The sequence below is a fragment of the Thermohalobaculum sediminis genome (genome assembly GCF_023487995.1).
Classification (GTDB): Bacteria; Pseudomonadota; Alphaproteobacteria; order Rhodobacterales; family Rhodobacteraceae; genus Thermohalobaculum; species Thermohalobaculum sediminis.
Genome location: NZ_JAMFKN010000010.1, coordinates 102,327 through 119,128, shown reverse-complemented (window position 1 = coordinate 119,128; position 16,802 = coordinate 102,327). Strand labels below are relative to the sequence as shown.

16 protein-coding genes are annotated in these 16,802 nt (G+C 69.0%); 7 read left to right on the top strand and 9 right to left on the bottom strand.

The genetic code is table 11. The features are described from left to right. Nucleotides 1-25 precede the first annotated feature (25 nt). Nucleotides 26-1,345, top strand: a complete 1,320-nt coding sequence (locus tag M1105_RS17690; RefSeq protein ID WP_249581711.1) for a serine hydroxymethyltransferase — start codon at nt 26-28, stop codon at nt 1,343-1,345. A 145-nt stretch (nt 1,346-1,490) separates the two neighbouring features. Here M1105_RS17690 and M1105_RS17685 read toward each other — a convergent pair whose 3' ends face one another. The 6 genes from M1105_RS17685 to M1105_RS17660 all read right to left on the bottom strand — a co-directional run bounded on the left by M1105_RS17685 (nt 1,491) and on the right by M1105_RS17660 (nt 8,959). Next, nucleotides 1,491-1,928, bottom strand: coding sequence for an MmcB family DNA repair protein (locus M1105_RS17685; protein ID WP_264759708.1), 438 nt, complete (start codon nt 1,926-1,928; stop codon nt 1,491-1,493). A 65-nt stretch (nt 1,929-1,993) separates the two neighbouring features. Beyond that, nucleotides 1,994-3,613: an ABC transporter ATP-binding protein gene (locus M1105_RS17680; RefSeq protein WP_249581710.1), complete on the bottom strand. Its 1,620-nt coding sequence runs from the start codon at nt 3,611-3,613 to the stop codon at nt 1,994-1,996. A 7-nt stretch (nt 3,614-3,620) separates the two neighbouring features. Continuing rightward, nucleotides 3,621-4,760, bottom strand: a complete 1,140-nt coding sequence (locus M1105_RS17675) for an ABC transporter permease (RefSeq protein ID WP_249581709.1) — start codon at nt 4,758-4,760, stop codon at nt 3,621-3,623. 1 nt (nt 4,761) lies between these two features. Next, a complete protein-coding gene (locus M1105_RS17670; RefSeq protein ID WP_249581708.1) occupies nt 4,762-5,868 on the bottom strand; it encodes a microcin C ABC transporter permease YejB in 1,107 nt (368 codons plus the stop codon). Nucleotides 5,869-5,875: 7 nt separating this feature from the next. Continuing rightward, the gene (locus M1105_RS17665) at nt 5,876-7,744 is read right to left on the bottom strand and encodes an extracellular solute-binding protein (RefSeq protein ID WP_249581707.1); all 1,869 of its coding nucleotides are present in this window, start codon (nt 7,742-7,744) and stop codon (nt 5,876-5,878) included. A gap of 147 nt (nt 7,745-7,891) precedes the next feature. Continuing rightward, on the bottom strand, nt 7,892-8,959 hold the full coding sequence (locus M1105_RS17660; RefSeq protein ID WP_249581706.1) for a c-type cytochrome: 1,068 nt from the start codon (nt 8,957-8,959) through the stop codon (nt 7,892-7,894). Nucleotides 8,960-9,131: 172 nt separating this feature from the next. Here M1105_RS17660 and M1105_RS17655 point away from each other — a divergent pair, with 172 nt between their 5' ends. Next, nucleotides 9,132-9,977 carry a prephenate dehydratase gene (locus M1105_RS17655; RefSeq protein WP_249581766.1) on the top strand — a complete coding sequence of 282 codons (846 nt, stop codon included), beginning with the start codon at nt 9,132-9,134 and terminating at the stop codon, nt 9,975-9,977. Between the two features lie 4 nt (nt 9,978-9,981). On the opposite strand, the gene M1105_RS17650 is transcribed toward M1105_RS17655, so the two are convergent. The 3 genes from M1105_RS17650 to tldD form a co-directional block, all read right to left on the bottom strand. Continuing rightward, nucleotides 9,982-10,803, bottom strand: a complete 822-nt coding sequence (locus M1105_RS17650; protein ID WP_249581705.1) for a formate/nitrite transporter family protein — start codon at nt 10,801-10,803, stop codon at nt 9,982-9,984. Between the two features lie 119 nt (nt 10,804-10,922). Beyond that, complete coding sequence (locus M1105_RS17645; RefSeq protein WP_249581704.1) at nt 10,923-11,291, bottom strand: hypothetical protein; 369 nt, start codon at nt 11,289-11,291, stop codon at nt 10,923-10,925. Between the two features lie 308 nt (nt 11,292-11,599). Then, on the bottom strand, nt 11,600-13,027 hold the full coding sequence (tldD, locus tag M1105_RS17640; protein ID WP_249581703.1) for a metalloprotease TldD: 1,428 nt from the start codon (nt 13,025-13,027) through the stop codon (nt 11,600-11,602). Nucleotides 13,028-13,234: 207 nt separating this feature from the next. Here tldD and coxB point away from each other — a divergent pair, with 207 nt between their 5' ends. From coxB to M1105_RS17615, 5 genes are all read left to right on the top strand, one after another. Then, a complete protein-coding gene (gene coxB, locus M1105_RS17635) occupies nt 13,235-14,101 on the top strand; it encodes a cytochrome c oxidase subunit II (protein ID WP_319936803.1) in 867 nt (288 codons plus the stop codon). Between the two features lie 116 nt (nt 14,102-14,217). After that, the gene (locus M1105_RS17630; RefSeq protein ID WP_249581701.1) at nt 14,218-15,177 is read left to right on the top strand and encodes a heme o synthase; all 960 of its coding nucleotides are present in this window, start codon (nt 14,218-14,220) and stop codon (nt 15,175-15,177) included. Nucleotides 15,178-15,194: 17 nt separating this feature from the next. Then, nucleotides 15,195-15,335, top strand: coding sequence for a hypothetical protein (locus tag M1105_RS17625; protein WP_249581700.1), 141 nt, complete (start codon nt 15,195-15,197; stop codon nt 15,333-15,335). Between the two features lies 1 nt (nt 15,336). Next, nucleotides 15,337-15,957, top strand: a complete 621-nt coding sequence (locus M1105_RS17620; protein WP_249581699.1) for a cytochrome c oxidase assembly protein — start codon at nt 15,337-15,339, stop codon at nt 15,955-15,957. Nucleotides 15,958-15,979: 22 nt separating this feature from the next. Next, a complete protein-coding gene (locus M1105_RS17615) occupies nt 15,980-16,795 on the top strand; it encodes a cytochrome c oxidase subunit 3 (protein ID WP_249581698.1) in 816 nt (271 codons plus the stop codon). The last annotated feature ends 7 nt before the right edge of the window (nt 16,796-16,802 follow it).

Below are 16,802 nucleotides of genomic sequence, written 5' to 3'. Positions count from 1 at the left end.
CGAGGTTGGGGAGAGGGGGCAGGGCATGGCCGGACTGGCGCGACGGGATTGGGTCCCGGCACGGGCGGAGACGCTGGTGCAGGAAATTGCCGGAGACGCGGCGCGCCTCGCCCCCGCCGCCGTGGCGGACGAGATCGAGCGCCTCGCCGCCTGGAACCGGCGCATCCACGAGGCGGAGTGCGTGAACCTCAACCCCGCCACCAACATGATGAATCCGCGCGCCGAGGCGCTGATGGCGCAGGGGCTGGGCCCGCGCCCGTCACTGGGCTATCCGGGCGAGAAATACGAGATGGGGCTCGAGGCCATCGAGCGGATCGAGGCGATCGCGGCGGAGCTTGCCTCCGAGGTGTTCCGCGCGCCCTATGCCGAAGTCCGCGTGGCCTCGGGGGCGCTTGCGAACCTCTATGCCTTCATGGCCTGTGCGAAGCCGGGGGACGCGATCATCGTGCCGCCCTCCGAGATCGGCGGGCATGTGACGCATCACGAGGCGGGGGCGGCCGGGCTCTACGGCCTCGCGATCCACCGCGCGCCGGTCGCCGCGGATGGCTACACGGTGGATGTGGAGGGCCTGCGCGATCTCGCGCGGCGGGTGCAGCCCAGGCTGATCACGCTGGGCGGCAGTCTCAACGTCGTGCCGCATCCTATTCGTGAGGCGCGGGAAATCGCCGACGAGGTGGGCGCGCGCCTGCTGTTCGACGCGGCCCATCTGTGCGGCATGATCGCCGGCGGCGCCTGGCCCGACCCGCTGGCCGAGGGCGCACATCTGATGACCATGTCCACCTACAAGTCGCTGGGTGGTCCGGCGGGCGGCCTGATCGTGACGACGCAAGCCGAACTCGCGCGGCGGCTCGACGCCATCGCGTTTCCGGGGCTGACGGCGAATTTCGACGCGGGGCGCGTGGCGGCGCTGGCGGTCACGCTGGCGGACTGGAAGGCCTGCGGCACAGCGTATGCCGCAGCGATGCGCGAGACCGCGGCGGCGCTGGCGGCGGCGCTGGCGGCCGAGGGGGTCGAGGTGTTCGCGCCGGGCGGCGTCGCCACCCGCTCGCACCAGTTCGCGTTGCTGGCGGCACCCCTCGGCGGCGGGCAGGCGGCGGCGCGGCACTTGCGGCGGGCGAGTATCCTGACCTGCGGCATCGGCCTGCCGCTGTCGCCGGTCGCGGACGATCTCAACGGGTTGCGGCTGGGCGTGCCCGAGGTGGTTCGCGCCGGAATGGGGCCGGGCGACATGCCGGAACTCGCGCGCCTGATCCGCCGCGCGCTGGGAAACGACCCGGAAGGCGTGGCGCCCGAGGTGGGCGCGTTCCGCCGGCGGTTCACGGGGGTTCATTTCGTCGCCGCCTGACCGGCAGGTCGGATCGTCAACCCGGCCCCGAGCCGGGACCTTGCGGGACGGGGATGACCCCAAGGAGGCCCCGGGTCGAGCCCGGGGCAACGCGACGTGCCAAGGTCCCGGGAATGCCCGGGGCTGCGTGTCTGGAGCGGCGCTCCTACCGGTCGGTCAGCCGCACGAGCCGCTCGGCCGCCATGCGGGCGAAGCGCAGTGTCACGGCCTTCCGGCGGGCGGCCGCGACGGGGTCGTGCGGGGCCATGCGGATCACCTCGGCGCCCCATTGGTCGGCCAGGATGAGGCCGTGGTCGGGCGGCAGGATCTCGGCCGGGAAGCTTTCGGGAACCGCAAAGAAGAAGCGATCGCACCATGGCAGATAGTCGATCCACTTCGCGTCCGACATGAAGTCGGCGCGGGACGATTTCACCTCGACGCACCAGATCTCGCCCTTCGGTCCCAGAGCGCAGAGGTCCATGCGCCGCCCGTCGGTCGTGGGAAACTCGACGATGGCGGCGAGGCCGCGCTGGGCGAGCATCCGCGTGACACCGCGGGCAAGGGCGATCCCGGGGGCCTCGGGCGTCATTGGGCTAGCGCGCATCGCCTTCCCTCCATCCGAACAAGGCGAGGATGGCGGGAACAGACGGCGAACGTCAAGCCCGGCCGTCAGTCCGCGACGGCGCCCTCGACCGCCTCGAGGTTGAAGGCGGCGGCCATCAGCGCGCGGGCATATTCGGTGCGGGGGCGCTCGAACACCTCGTCGGCGGTGCCGCTCTCGACCACCTCGCCCGCGCGCATGACGATCATGCGGTGCGCCATGGCGCGCACCACCCGCAGGTCATGGCTGATGAACAGGTATCCCAGCCGGTAGCGCCGCTGCAGGTCGCGCAGCAGGTCGACGATCTGGGTCTGCACGGTCATGTCGAGCGCCGAGGTCGGCTCGTCCAGCACGACGAATTCGGGCTTGAGGATCATCGCGCGCGCGATGGCGATGCGCTGGCGCTGGCCGCCCGAGAACTCGTGCGGGTAGCGGTCCATCATCGCGGGGTCGAGGCCGACTTCCTGCATCTGTCGGGCCACCGCCTCGCGCGCCGTGAGCCCCGGCTCGCGCAGGCCATGGACGCCCAGCCCCTCGGCGATGATCTCCGCCACCGACATGCGCGGGCTGAGCGAGCCGTAGGGGTCCTGGAACACGATCTGCATGTCGCGCCTCAGCGCCCTGAGCCCGCGGCCGCGAAGGTCGTGGATCTCGCGACCGAGGAAACTGATGCGCCCGCCCGCCGGGATGAGGCGCATGAGGCCGAGCGCGAGCGTCGTCTTGCCCGAGCCGGATTCGCCCACCACGCCCAGGGTCTCGCCGCGATTGAGCGTGAGGTCGATGTCGGTGACCGCCTTGATGTGGCCCACCGTGCGCTTGAAGAAGCCGCGCTTTATGGGGAACCAGACGCGGACGCGCTCGCCGGTCAGCAGGGGCTCGGCGCCGTCGTCGGGCGGCGTCGCGCGGCCCTTGGGCTCGGCGGCGAGAAGCTTCCGAGTGTAGGGGTGCTCAGGGCGGTCGAACACCTGCGCGACGGGGCCGGTCTCGACGATCCTGCCCGCCTGCATCACCGCCACCCGGTCGGCCACGCGGCGCACGATGCCGAGGTCGTGGGTGATGAACAGCATCGACAGCCCCTCGGCCCGCCTCAGCTCCGCCAACAGCGCGAGGATCTGCGCCTGTATGGTCACGTCTAGCGCGGTGGTGGGCTCGTCGGCGATCAGGAGTTCAGGCTTGTTCGCCAGCGCCATGGCGATCATGACGCGCTGGCGCTGCCCGCCCGAGAGCTGGTGCGGCCAGGCGCCTAGGCGGGTCTCGGGGTCGCGGATGCCAACCTTGGTGAGAAGCTCGACGATCCGCTCGCGCGCCGCCATGCCGGTGAGGCCCTGGTGCAGCGCCAGGCTCTCGCCGATCTGCTTCTCGATGGTGTGGAGGGGATTGAGCGAGGTCATCGGCTCCTGGAAGACGAAGCTGATGTCGTTGCCGCGGATGTCCCTCAGCGTACGGGCGTCGGCGCCGATCATTTCGCGCCCGCGCCACGTCACCGAGCCCGCGACCTCGGCCGTGTCGGGCAGCAGCTTGACGGTGGCGAGCGCGGTGAGCGACTTGCCCGAGCCGGATTCGCCCACCAGCGCCAGCGTCTCGCCCCGCGCGATCGTGAGCGAGACACCGTCCACCGCACGGGTCTCGCGCCCCTCGGCGCGGAAGGTGATCGAGAGGTCGCGGACCTCGAGCAGGGTCTCGATCATCGCGCCCTCACCGGAAGGTCTTGCGGGGGTCGAAGGCGTCGCGCACGCCCTCGAACACGAAGACCATCAGCGACAGCATGATCGCGAAGGTCAGGAAGGCGGTGATCGCAAGATGTGGGTCCTGCAGGTATTTCTTGCCCTGCAACGCCAGCTCGCCCAGCGAGGGATAGCCCTGTCCCAGCCCGAAGCCGAGGAAGTCTAGCCCCGCGAGCAGCCCAATCGAAGCCGTCAGCATGAAGGGCAGCAGCGTCAGCGTCGCCACCATCGCGTTCGGCAGCAGGTGGCGCACCATGATGCGCCAGTCGCCCACGCCCAGCGCGCGCGCCGCCTGCACGTATTCGAAGTTGCGGGCGCGCAGGAACTCGGCCCGCACGACGCCGATGATGGCGGTCCAGCCGAAGGCCACGAAGATGAAGAACATCACCCACAGGTTCGGCGCCAGCACGGACGAGATGATCAGGATCACGTAGAGCGTGTTCATCGACGACCAGACCTCCTCGACCCGCTGGAAGGTCAGGTCGACCCAGCCGCCGAAGAACCCCTGCGCCGCCCCTGCCAGGACTCCGATCATGGCCGAAAGCGCGGTGACTCCGAAGCCGAACAGGACCGAGAGCCGAAAGCCGTAGATCACGCGCGCGAGCACGTCGCGGGCCTGGTCGTCGGTGCCAAGCCAGTGGCGGGCGTCGGGGGACGATGGGGCGGTGGCGACCTCGTAATCCACGGTCGAATAGCTGAACGGGATGAGCGGCCAGAGGATCCAGCCTTTCGCCTGCCCCTCGGCCACCGGCGCGGGGCCGAGGCCATCGGCCTGATCGAGGCAGCCCTCGATGTTGCCGCCCGTGCGGATCAGGCATTGCACCACGGGGTCGGAATAGACGGCCGCGGTCTCGAAATCGCCGCCGAAGAAGGTTTCGGGGTAGTCGGTCATCAGCGGCGACAGAAGCGCGCCCTGGAAGCGGATCAGGATCGGCCGGTCGTTGGCGATCAGCTCGGCGCAGAGGCTGAGCAGGAACAGCACGCCGAACAGGCGCAGGCTCCACAGCGCCCGGCGGTTCGCGCGGAAGTTCCGCACGCGGCGCCGGTTGAGCGGCGAGAGCGTGAACAGGCCGCGCGCAGGGGCGGGGATAGCGGGGGCAGGGGCCTCCATCTCAGCCCTCCCGCCGCTCGAAGTCGATGCGCGGGTCGATCCAGACATAGGTGAGGTCCGAGATCAGCTTCACCACCAGCCCCATCAGCCCGAACAGGTAGAGCGTGCCCAGCACCACCGGATAGTCGCGGTTGACCACCGACTCGAAGCCCAGCAAACCCAGACCGTCGAGCGAGAACACCGTCTCGACGAACAGCGCGCCGGTGAAGAAGATCGACACGAACGCGCCCGGAAAGCCCGCGATCACGATCAGCATGGCGTTGCGGAAGACATGGCCGTAGAGCACGCCGCGCTCGGAAAGGCCCTTGGCGCGGGCGGTCATCACGTATTGCTTGCGGATCTCGTCGAGGAACGAGTTCTTGGTGAGCAGCGTCAGCGTCGCAAAGCCCGAGATCATCATGGCGCTCACCGGCAGCACGATGTGCCACAGGTAATCGACCAGCTTGCCCCACAGGCTGAGGCTCTCCCAGTTCTCGGACGTGAGGCCCCTCAGCGGGAACCACTGCACGTAGGAGCCGCCGGCGAAGAACACCAGCAGGATCACCGCGAACAGGAACCCGGGGATCGCGTAGGCCGCGATGATCACGCCCGAGGTCACCGCGTCGAAGCGCGAGCCGTCGCGCACCGCCTTGGCGATGCCGAGCGGGATCGACACCAGATACGAGATCAGCGTGGTCCACAGTCCCAGCGAGATCGAGACCGGCATCTTCTCGAGGATCAGGTCGATGACCGAGACCGATCGGTAGAAGCTCTCGCCGAAGTCGAAGCGCAGGTAGTTCCAGACCATGATGCCGAATCGTTCGAGCGGCGGCTTGTCGAGGCCGAACTGGCGCTCGAGTTCCTTGATGAAGTCCGGGTCGAGGCCCTGAGCACCGCGATAGCTGCTTTCGCCTGCGCCGGCCGCGGTGCCCGTGCTGCCGCCCGTCCCCTCGCCGCCGCCGGTGAAGCGCTCGGTCGCGCCGCCGCCATGGGCGCCCTCGTCGATCTGGACGAGGATCTGCTCGACCGGCCCGCCCGGCGTGAACTGGATGATCAGGAAATTCAACGCCATGATCCCCAGCAGCGTGGGGATGATCAGCAGCAGGCGGCGAAGGATGTAGGCTCCCATGCGGGCCTCAGCCCCCGATCCGGTCTTTGAGGCGGGCGAACTTCGCTGGATCGACCCACCAAAGGTCGAAATTGCCCAGGCTGAAGTCGGGCTTCACCTCGGGCCGGTCGTAGATGTCCCAGTAGGCGATGTGGTGCGAGGCCTTGGACCACTGCGGCACCCAGATGTGCATCGCCCTCAGCAGCCGGTCGAGCGCGCGCACGGCGTCGGTGAGGGTGTCGCGATCCTCGGCGCGCTCGACGATGTCGATCAGGCGGTCGACGGCGGGGTTGGCCACGCCCGCGGTGTTGTCCGAGCCTGGCGAATTCGCGCTCGAGGAATGGAAGTAGTCCCGCAGCTCGACACCGGGCGTCAGCGACATCACCTTGCGGTCGGTGGTGATGTCGAAGTCGAAATCGTCCATACGCTGGCGATACTGTGCGGGGTCGATCACCCGGTTCGTCGCCGCGATGCCGATACGCTCGAGATTGCGGATATAGGGCACGGTGATCCGCTCGAAGGCCGATGAGGCGTCGAGGAACTCGATCTCCAGAAGCTCGCCCGCGGCGTTGCGCCGCTTGCCGTCCACGATGGTCCAGCCGGCGGCGTCCAGAAGCTCGGCCGCCTCGCGCAAGGCGCGCCGGTTACGGCCCGAGCCGTCGGTGACGGGCGGGACGTAGGCGGGGCCGAAGACGTCCTCGGGCAGGTCGGGCGGCAGCTCGGCGGCGAGGCGCTCGAGCAGCGCGGTCTCGCCTGGGGTGGGCAGGCCCGACGCCTCCATCGGGCCGCCCTCGAAGAAGCTGTCGGTGCGGGTGTAGAGATCGTAGAACAGCGTCTTGTTCGACCACTCGAAGTCGAAGCAGATCGCGATGGCCTTGCGCACGCGGGGGTCGGCGAACTTCGCTCGGCGCAGGTTGAACCAGTAGCCCTGCGTGCCCGAGGGACGGTTGTCGGGCAGGGTCTCGCGCACCACGTCGCCGCGCGCGAGCGCCGGGAAATCGTAGCCCGTGGCCCATTGCTTGGACCAGAATTCCTCGTTGAACAGGAACTTCCCGGCCTTGAACGCCTCGAAGCTGGCCGAGCGGTCGCGGTAGTACTCGAAGCTGATGCGCTGGTAGTTCCAGCGGCCGCGGTTCACCGGCAGGTCCTTGCCCCAGTAATCGTCGCGCAGGGCATAGGTGATGACGCGGCCGGGGTCGGCGCTCTCGACTCGGTAGGGGCCCGAGCCGAGGATGGGCGTGAGGCTCGATGCGGCGAAGTCGCGCCCCTCCCACCACTTCGCCGACATCACCGGCAGGCCAGCGACGGCCATCGGCAGGTCGCGCCGCGCGGCGTTCGGGTCGAAGTCGAAGCGCACGCGGTGCGGCCCCTCGACGGTCACGCCCGTGACGGCCGCGTATTGCAGGCGGAACGAGGGGTGGCCCTTCTCTCGCCGTATGTTGAAGGAGAGCGCCACGTCCTCGGCGGTGACGGGACTGCCGTCAGCGAAGGTGGCCTCCGGGCGCAGTTCGAAGGCGGCCCACATCCGGTCCTCGGGGTATTCGATCGACCGGGCGACGAGGCCGTACATCGAATCCGGCTCGTCCGCCGCGCTGTCCATCAGCGAGTCGAAGGTGAGGCCGGTCAGCGTCGCCGGGTTGCCCTTGAGGATGAAGGGGTTGAGGCTGTCGAACGTGCCGGGCCCGCCGCCGGTCGAGAAGGTGCCACCCTTGGGCGCCGCGGGGTTCACGTAGTCGTAATGGGCAAAGCCCTCGGGATACTTGAGGTCGCCGAAGGCAGACACGCCATGGGCGCGGATGATGCCGTCGGCCGCCTGCGCCGCCGCAAGGCGCGGCATGAGGCTCGCCGCCGCCATGCCAAGGCCGATCTGTCCGAACTTCCGCCGTGTCCAGCGCATGCTGACCCCATGTCGTTCGCCCGCCCTTACGGTTAGGGCGAAGGCGGGGGGGTTTCAAGCTGAGGCGCCCGTCGCGGCGGATTAAAAATATGAAACCGCGCCGCAATGTTCGTTGCGGCGCGGTCCGGAAGTGCCTCGGGAGCGGAGTTATTCCAGCGGCGCGGGGCTGCCGTCGGCCTCGTTGAGGTAGACGATCAGGTCGGCGCGGTCCTCGGCATCCTTGACGCCCGCGAAGGACATCTTGTTGCCCGGCGCGAAGCCCTTCGGGTCGGCGAGGAAGGCGTCGAGCTGTGCGGCGGTCCATTCACCGCCCACGCCCTTGAGCGCGTCGGAGTAGGAGAAGCCCTCGGCGCTGGCCACCGGGCGGCCGACGACGCCCCAGAGATAGGGGCCCACGCGGTTCTTGCCCTGCTCGAGCGTGTGGCAGGCCTTGCACTTGTTGAAGACCTTGGCGCCGTCCTCGGCCGAGGCGTCGGCGAAAGCGCCGGTCGCGGCGGCCACGGCGGTTTCGGCCGCGCCCTGCACGGCCTCGGCCGCCTCGCCCGCGGCCTCGACCACCGCTCCGGCGGCGGCGCCAGCCGCCTCGCTCACGGCTTCGGTCGCGGTTTCGGCCGCGGTCGCCGCTTGCTCACCGGCGGTCTCTGCCGCGGCGCCAGCCGCTTCGGCGGCATCGGTCGCGGTCTCAGCGGGCGCGGCGGCGAGCTCGATCGGCGAGCCGTCGGCCTCGTTGAGCCAGGCGATCAGGTTCACCCGGTCCTGCGGCTTCTTCATGCCGCCATAGGCCATCTTGGTGCCCGGCGCGTAGCCCTTGGGGTTCTCGAGGAAGGCGCTGAGGTGCTCGAGGTCCCAGACGCCGTCCTTGGAGCTCAGCGCCTCGGAGTAGCTGAAGCCCGACGCCGCCGCGATGTCGCGGCCGACGACGCCCCAGAGATAGGGGCCGACGGCGTTCGCGCCTTCCTCCATCTTGTGGCAGGCGCTGCACTGCTTGAACAGCTTCTCGCCCGCCGCCGCGTCGGCCGAGGCCACCAGAGCCGCGAGGTCGACGGTCTCGGTTTCGGCCCCGGCGGTCTCGGCGCCCTCGATCTCGACGGCGTAGGCAAGCACCTCGTCATGCCCGACGCCGTAGATCTGCTCGGAGAAGAAGCCCAGCAGCAGGAAGAGCAGGAACGCGCCGAGCACGGCGCCAGCGATCTTGTTGAACTCGCCTGAATCCATGGGTCTCACATCCTCCATCGCCCGTCGCAGGGCATAGCCGTTTGCGGGGCTGAATAGCGCCTTCCCCAAGGGCTTGCCAAGCCGTATAAGCCGCGACCAAACGCCTGAGGAGAGGTTTTTCGGGTGGTGGACGCGCCGGGCATGGCGCGGGAGGGGTGGGATGAACACGGAGCTGACGGGCAGAATCGCCTTCCAGGGCGAGATCGGCGCCTTCTCGCACCAGGCCTGCCGCGAGGTCTATCCGGCGATGGAGCCCTTGCCCTGCGCCACTTTCGAGGACGCGATCGCGGCCGTAAGGGGCGGCGCGGCCCGGCTGGCGATGATGCCGGTGGAGAACTCGCTCTACGGGCGGGTCGCCGACCTGCATCACCTGCTGCCCGAGTCGGGGCTCTACATCATCGGCGAGCATTTCGTGCCGATCCGGCTGCAACTGCTGGGCAGGCAGGGCATGAAGCTCGAGGACGTGCGCGAGGCGCAGAGCCACACCGTCGCGCTGGGCCAGTGCCGCATGTTCCTCAAGGAGCACGGGATCAGGGCGGTGACCGGTGGCGACACCGCGGGCAGCGCGAAGCAGGTGGCCGAGGACGACCACCCGGGGCGTGCCGCGATCGCCTCGCGGCTGGCGGGCGAAGTCTACGGGCTCGAGGTGCTGGCCGAGGACATCGAGGACGCCAAGCACAACACGACGCGATTCCTGGTCATGTCGCGCCAGAAGATCGAGGCCGACCCGCTGGGCGGCGACGCGATCACCTCGTTCGTGTTCGAGGTCAGGAACGTGCCGGCCGCTCTCTACAAGGCGATGGGCGGGTTCGCGACGAACGGCGTCAACATGATCAAGCTGGAAAGCTACATGGTCGGCGGCTCGTTCACCGCGACCCAGTTCTATGCCGACATCGAGGGCCACCCCGAGCACAGGTCGGTCCGGTTGGCGATGGAGGAGCTCGATTTTTTCACCAAGCGCGTGAAGATCCTCGGCGTCTATCCGGCCTCGCCGTTCCGACGCACGCAGGTGGCCTGACCGCTCAGCGCGCCGGGCGCAGGTAGACCGCCCAGTAGACGCCCGCGACCAGGACGCCGCCGCCGATCACGTTGCCCAGCGTGACCCACAGCATGTTGCCGAGGAAGCCGCCCGCCGTGACGGCGGCCCCATGCAGCCAGCCCGCCGGGATGAGGTACATGTTGGCGACCGAGTGCTCGAAGCCCAGCGCCACGAAGGCCGCGACCGGGAAGATCACCGCGAGGATTCGGTCGGTCACCGTGTGCGAGGCCATTGCGAGCCAGACGGCGAGGCAGACCAGCGCGTTGCACAGGATGCCGCGCACCAGCGCCTCGACGGGCCCGAGGGCCGCCTTCGCCTCGGCGATGCGGATCGCGGTCGCCGCGACCGAGCCCTCACCCGTCCCGTAGACGCCAGAGAGCCAGACCGCGAGCGCCGCGGCCAGCGAGCCCGCGAAGTTCGCGGCCCACACGATGGCCCAGGCGCGCAGCAGGCGCAGCGTCGTCACCTTCCGGTCGGCCCAGGCCATGACGATCAGGTTGTTGCCGGTGAACAGCTCCGCCCCCGCCACCACCACGAGGATCAGGCCCAGCGAGAAGGCGATCCCCGCCACCCAGCGCGTGAGGCCATATCCCAGCACCGGATCGGTGAGCACCAGCGTCGCCAGCATCCCCCCGAAGGCGATGAAGACGCCCGCGAGCCCGCCCAGCATGACCATCGGCACCGGCGCGAGATTGGCCTTGCGCACGCCCACCTCCTCGACCAGCCGCGCGATCATCTGCGGGGGGTGAGCGTCAGCCGCCGCCACGGGATGTGGCGGGGCAGGGGGAAGATGGTCGTCGCGCACGGCTTGCTCCCGGTAGCCCGTGTCCGTCATTCGGACCGCAGCATAGCAAGCCGCGAGCGCGGATGCTTGATCTGGATCAGAATGGCGCTGCGGCGGCCCCGCCGCATGCGCCGCACCGCTCAGGGGATTTCCCTGATGAGGGCGAACACCCCGACATCGCGCGCGATGAAGTACCGCTCCATTTCAGGCAGCACCTGAGGCGTGTCGAGCATCCGGCTGCGATACCGGTTGGCCGCGGGCTCGGGCGCCACCGCGGCGTCGCCGAAGGCGTAGCGCAGGCTCTCGGCCGTCACCGAGTGCTGGTAGGCGTTGAGCACGTGGCAGGCGTCCCGCATCCGCAACGCGAAATCTATCGGCAGCCTTCCCTCGGCCTGTGCCTCGAAGAAGCTGCAATCGAGATCGTCTGCGCGAGCGGGGCTCGTCGGCGCGGCCGTGGCAATCGTGGCGCTGGTCAGCAAGACGATGGTCCAAGGGGAAAAGCCGGTCATGATCGCCCTCATGGCAACCATGCACGGTCCCGGCTTCTGCATCCTGCAAATTGTTTCAAGGACACGCGCAAGAACGGCCCGGAATTGGCCTGGAGGCTAAGAGAACGTTTACATTCGTTACCACATTTCACGGCGCGCTGATTTCGTGGGACTCCATCATAGAATTTTCGTGATGTCCCGGCTCGCCGACCCCTCCAGCCGAGGCCGCTGCCAGCAACCCTGCTTTGATGCGGTCCGGGGCAGAGCACGGGCGTGACCCAAGTGGCGTCCCGAGCCACGCTGCGACGCCATCCACCCGGGGGCCGCCGTCAGGCCCCCGCGCCGCCTACCGTCAGCCCCTCGATCAGCAGCGTCGGCTGGCCCACGCCCACGGGCACGCCCTGGCCGTTCTTGCCGCAGGTGCCGATGCCGGGGTCCATGGCCATGTCGTTGCCGATAGCGCGCACCTTGTGCAGCGCGGTCGGCCCGTCGCCGATCAGGGTGGCGCCCTTGACCGGGTGGAGAATGCGGCCGTTCTTCACCCGGTAGGCCTCGGTGCACGAGAACACGAACTTGCCGTTGGTGATGTCCACCTGCCCGCCGCCGAAGTTCACGGCATAGATGCCATCCTTAACGCTCGCCACGATGTCGGCGGGCGTGGCGTCGCCGCCCAGCATGATGGTGTTGGTCATCCTGGGCATCGGGATATGGGCGTAGGACTGCCGCCGCCCGTTGCCGGTGGGGGCGACACCCATCAGGCGCGCGTTCTGGCGGTCCTGCATGTAGCCCGTCAGGACACCGTCCTCGATCAGCACCGTGCGGCCCGAGGGCGTGCCCTCGTCGTCGATGGTGAGCGAGCCGCGGCGGTCGGGGATGGTGCCGTCATCCACCACCGTCACGCCGGGCGCGGCCACGCGCTTGCCCATCAGCGACGAGAAGGCCGAGGTGCCCTTGCGGTTGAAGTCGCCTTCCAGCCCGTGGCCCACGGCCTCGTGCAGCAGGATGCCGGGCCAGCCGGGACCCAGCGCCACCTCCATGACGCCGGCGGGGGCGTCCTCGGCGTCGAGGTTGACCAGCGCCTGACGCAGCGCCTCGGCCGCCATGGCCTGCCAGTTCCCCTCGGACAGCAAGACGTCGAGCCCGTGGCGTCCGCCGGCCCCGGCCGAGCCGGATTCGCGCCGGCCATCCTTCTCGACGATCACCGAGATGTTGAGCCGGGCGAGCGGGCGGTGATCGCGGGCGCGCCACCCCTCGGGGCGCAGGATCTCGACCTCCTGCACGCTGGCCGAGAGCGCGGCGGTGACCTGCACCACGCGCGGGTCGCGGGCGCGAAGCCAGGCGTCGATTTCCGACAGCAGCCCGATCTTGCCGGCGAGCGGGCGCTCGGACACCGGGTCGCTGGCCGCGTAGAGCACGCGGTTGGTGCGGCCCGGCGGGGGGGAGATGGTGCCGCCGCCTTCGCGCGCGGCAAGCCGGGCGGTCTGGGCCGCCCGTTTCAGCGCGGCCTCGGTCAGTTCGGTCGAATGGGCATAGCCGGCGGTCGGGCCCGCCACCGCCCTGAGCCCGAAACCCTCGCCCGAATCGTAGGAGGCGGTGCGCAGCCGCCCGTCGTCGAACACCAGCATCTCGGCCCGCGAGCGCTCGATGAACAGCTCGCCATCATCGGCGCCGGCCACCGCCTCGCGCAGAATCGCAAGGGCGCGGGTCTCGTCGAGATGCGTCTCGAAGGGGCGGAAGGGCGAGTCGGCGGACGACATGGGCGCTCCAGACTGGGTTCACCGGCGGGGCAGGCCTTGACCGAGATCAAAAAGCGGCGTCTTGCCGCGCAGCATCTGCTTGCCCTCTCCCGGTCAATATGGTGATAGAGGCACGATGGCAAGGCATGGGGAGTTGCGCGACGCAACCGGCGCCCCCCGCGCCTCGCCCCGGAAACTGGGCATTTCGACGGGGAAGGCACGATGCAGATGGCAAGGATCTCCACGTTCGCCATGTCGGCGCTGATCGCAGCGACCGCGGGGCTGGCGCAGGCGCAGGACGTGTTGACGGGCAAGCCGCATCCGAACGGCATCGCCCTTCAGGCGCCCGTGACGCCGGTGGCGCATGATCTCGTGTGGCTCGACAACATGCTGCTGGTGATCATCACGCTGATCTCGATCTTCGTGCTGGCGCTGCTGGTGATCGTGGTTATGAAGTACAACGCCAAGGCCAACCCGACGCCCGCGCGCTTCACGCACAACGCGGTGCTCGAGGTGTTCTGGACGGCGATCCCGGTCATCATCCTGTTCGTCATCGCCGTGCCCTCGCTGAAGCTGCTGTTCAAGCAGCTTGACGTGCCGGAGGCGGATCTCACCATCAAGGCCACCGGCAACCAGTGGTTCTGGAGCTACGAGTATCCCGATCAGGGCATCAGCCTGGACGCCTTCATGATCGGCGGCGGCAGCGCGAACCTGACCGACGAGATCCGCGGCGAGCTTGCGGATGCGGGCTACAGCGAGGACGAGTTCCTGCTGGCCACCGACACCCGTGTCGTCGTCCCTGTGAACGCGAACGTGCATGTGCTGGTCACCGGGTCCGACGTGATCCACGCCTGGGCGGTGCCGTCCTTCGGCGTGAAGATCGACGCGATCCCCGGCCGCACCAACGAGACCTGGTTCCGCGCCGAGCAGGTCGGCACCTATTTCGGCCAGTGCTCGGAGCTTTGCGGCAAGGACCATTCCTACATGCCGATCGTGGTCGAGGTGGTGAGCCAGGAGGACTACGACGCCTGGGTGGCCGAGCAAACTGCGTCGCGCGCGGGCGCGACGAAGGTGGCGCTGAACGCGGCCGACTGAGATGCGGCGCGGCCGCGGCGGGGGAACCTCCGCGGCCTCGCGCAGACCGGGCGCCCGAGGGGCGCCCTGCGGGCGGTGCCCCGCGACAGACCGATCCGCCGAGAGATGGTGACCGCGTGACCGACATCACTCCCGATCTTGCGACACGCGCCGGCGCGGCCGAGCCGGGCTTCGGCGACTATGTACGCCTGCTCAAGCCGCGGGTGATGTCGCTCGTCGTCTTCACCGCGCTCGCAGGCATGATGGCGGCGCCTTCGGGCGTGCACCCGGTCGAGGCCTTCGCGGCGCTGGTGTGCATCGCGGTGGGCGCGGGCGCCTCGGGCGCGCTGAACATGTGGTACGACGCCGACATCGACGCCGAGATGGCCCGCACGAAGGGCCGCCCCGTCCCAACGGGGCAGGTCGAGCCGGGCGAGGCGCTGGGCCTGGGGCTGGGCCTCTCGATCCTGTCGGTGACGATGCTCGGCCTGTTCGCGAACCCGCTGGCGGCGGCGCTTCTGGCCTTCACGATCTTCTTCTACGCGGTGATCTACACGATGTGGCTCAAGCGCGCGACGCCGCAGAACATCGTGATCGGCGGAGCGGCGGGCGCCTTCCCGCCGGTGATCGCCTGGGCCGCCGTGACCGGCGAGATCACGCTGGCACCCGTGCTGATGTTCCTGGTGATCTTCCTGTGGACGCCGCCGCATTTCTGGGCGCTGGCGCTGTGGCGGCGCAGCGACTACGCCAAGGTCTCGGTGCCGATGCTGCCGGTCGTGGCAGGCGATGCCGAGACGCGGCGCCAGATCTGGTTCTATTCGCTGCTGCTGGCGCCCGTTGCGGTGGCGCCGGCCTTCACTGTGGCCGGCGGGCCGGTCTACCTGGTCGTGTCGGTGCTGGCGACGGCCGATTTCCTGCGCCGGGCATGGGCGGTGCGCCGCCGAGATCATGCCGCGGCCGAGGCCGACCGGTTCCGCGCCGAGAAGAAGCTGTTCGGCGTCTCGATCGTCTATCTGTTCGCGATCTTCGGCGCGTTCATCGCCGATGCCCTGTTGCGCGCCCTGGCGGCCCCGCTGGGCTGGCCAGTGTGGTTCTGAGGGGAGGCGGGGACGCGATGCGCAAGGATCACGAGCTTCACCGCCGGCGCCGCGGGCGGAACCTTGGCGTGCTGGCCGTGCTTGTTGCCTTCGTGGTCCTCCTCTTCTGGGTGACCGTCGTGAAGATGGGCACCCATGCAGGCAATCCGTGGGGCTGAGATGACGAAGCTCGACATGACGCGCGCCGGGCGCAGGCCCGAGAAGCTCTGGAAGAAGGCGATCCCGCTGGTGGGCGTGGTCGCCGGGATGGTGGGCATGGCCTATGCGGCGGTGCCATTCTACGACTGGTTCTGCCGGGTGACCGGCTTTGGCGGCACGACGCAGGTGGCGCAGGCGGGCGACGCGGTCGAAGTGCTGGACCGCATGGTGACGGTGCGCTTCGACGGCTCGCTGAGCCGCGGCATGCCGTGGCAGTTCCGCCCCGCGACGCCGCCGACCGAGATCCGGATCGGCGAGACGGGGCTGGCCTTCTACGAGGCCTACAACCCCACCGATCACCCGATCACGGGCACGGCGACATTCAACGTCACGCCCTTCGCGGCGGGGGCGTATTTCACCAAGATCGACTGTTTCTGCTTCACCGAGCAAACGCTCCAGCCCGGCGAGCGGGTGATGATGCCCGTCACCTTCTATGTCGACCCCGACATCGTGACGGACCCCGAGACCGACCGCGTGCACACGATCACGCTGTCCTACACCTTCTACGAGACCGAGCCCGACCAGCAGGCCCGGCTCGACACGGAACTGGGAGGCGCCGCAGCGTCCGCCCGGCGGAACTGACGGCGCAATGGAGGGAGAGGCCATGGCCCACGAGAAGAACCACGACTACCACATCCTGCCGCCGAGCCCCTGGCCCTTCATGGGGGCCGTGGGCGCCTTCGTCATGCTTTCGGGCATGGTGGTGTTCATGAAGGGCGGCACGCCGGCGATCGCGCTCCTGGGCCTCGCCATCGTGCTCTACACGATGTTCGTGTGGTGGCGCGACGTGATCTCCGAGGCGCATGGCGGCGACCACACCCCGGTCGTGCGCATCGGCCTGCGCTACGGGATGATCCTGTTCATCATCTCCGAGGTGATGTTCTTCTCGGCCTGGTTCTGGTCGTTCTTCAAGCACGCGATCTTCCCGATGACGGGCGATTTCGGGCTCGAGGCGACCTCCGCCGCCGCCGATGGCGTGTGGCCGCCCGAGGGCATCCTTACCTTCGACCCGTGGCACCTGCCGCTGATCAACACGCTGATCCTGCTGCTGTCGGGCACGACCGTCACCTGGGCGCACCATTCGCTGATCGAGGGCAAGCGGCCGGGCCTGATCTATGGCCTGATGGCGACGGTGGTGCTGGGCGCGGTGTTCACGATGTTCCAGGCCTACGAGTACAGCCACGCGGCGTTCTCGTTCTCGGGCAACATCTACGGCGCGAACTTCTTCATGGCGACGGGGTTCCACGGCTTCCACGTGATCGTCGGCACGATCTTCCTATTCGTCTGCCTGATGCGGGCCCGTGCGGGCCACTTCACGGCCGAGCAGCATGTCGGCTTCGAGGCGGCGGCCTGGTACTGGCACTTCGTCGACGTGGTCTGGCTGTTCCTGTTCGCCTGCATCTACATCTGGGGCGCCTGACGCCACA

What these genes read in the sequence shown, in the direction of transcription:
- M1105_RS17645 (WP_249581704.1), bottom strand. Translation starts at nt 11,291, where the DNA reads ATGACCGGCTTTTCCCCTTGGACCATCGTCTTGCTGACCAGCGCCACG.
- coxB (WP_319936803.1), top strand. Translation starts at nt 13,235, where the DNA reads ATGGCAAGGATCTCCACGTTCGCCATGTCGGCGCTGATCGCAGCGACC.
- M1105_RS17620 (WP_249581699.1), top strand. Translation starts at nt 15,337, where the DNA reads ATGACGAAGCTCGACATGACGCGCGCCGGGCGCAGGCCCGAGAAGCTC.
- tldD (WP_249581703.1), bottom strand. Translation starts at nt 13,027, where the DNA reads ATGTCGTCCGCCGACTCGCCCTTCCGCCCCTTCGAGACGCATCTCGAC.
- M1105_RS17665 (WP_249581707.1), bottom strand. Translation starts at nt 7,744, where the DNA reads ATGCGCTGGACACGGCGGAAGTTCGGACAGATCGGCCTTGGCATGGCG.
- M1105_RS17690 (WP_249581711.1), top strand. Translation starts at nt 26, where the DNA reads ATGGCCGGACTGGCGCGACGGGATTGGGTCCCGGCACGGGCGGAGACG.
- M1105_RS17660 (WP_249581706.1), bottom strand. Translation starts at nt 8,959, where the DNA reads ATGGATTCAGGCGAGTTCAACAAGATCGCTGGCGCCGTGCTCGGCGCG.
- M1105_RS17670 (WP_249581708.1), bottom strand. Translation starts at nt 5,868, where the DNA reads ATGGGAGCCTACATCCTTCGCCGCCTGCTGCTGATCATCCCCACGCTG.
- M1105_RS17680 (WP_249581710.1), bottom strand. Translation starts at nt 3,613, where the DNA reads ATGATCGAGACCCTGCTCGAGGTCCGCGACCTCTCGATCACCTTCCGC.
- M1105_RS17615 (WP_249581698.1), top strand. Translation starts at nt 15,980, where the DNA reads ATGGCCCACGAGAAGAACCACGACTACCACATCCTGCCGCCGAGCCCC.
- M1105_RS17625 (WP_249581700.1), top strand. Translation starts at nt 15,195, where the DNA reads ATGCGCAAGGATCACGAGCTTCACCGCCGGCGCCGCGGGCGGAACCTT.
- M1105_RS17675 (WP_249581709.1), bottom strand. Translation starts at nt 4,760, where the DNA reads ATGGAGGCCCCTGCCCCCGCTATCCCCGCCCCTGCGCGCGGCCTGTTC.
- M1105_RS17685 (WP_264759708.1), bottom strand. Translation starts at nt 1,928, where the DNA reads ATGCGCGCTAGCCCAATGACGCCCGAGGCCCCCGGGATCGCCCTTGCC.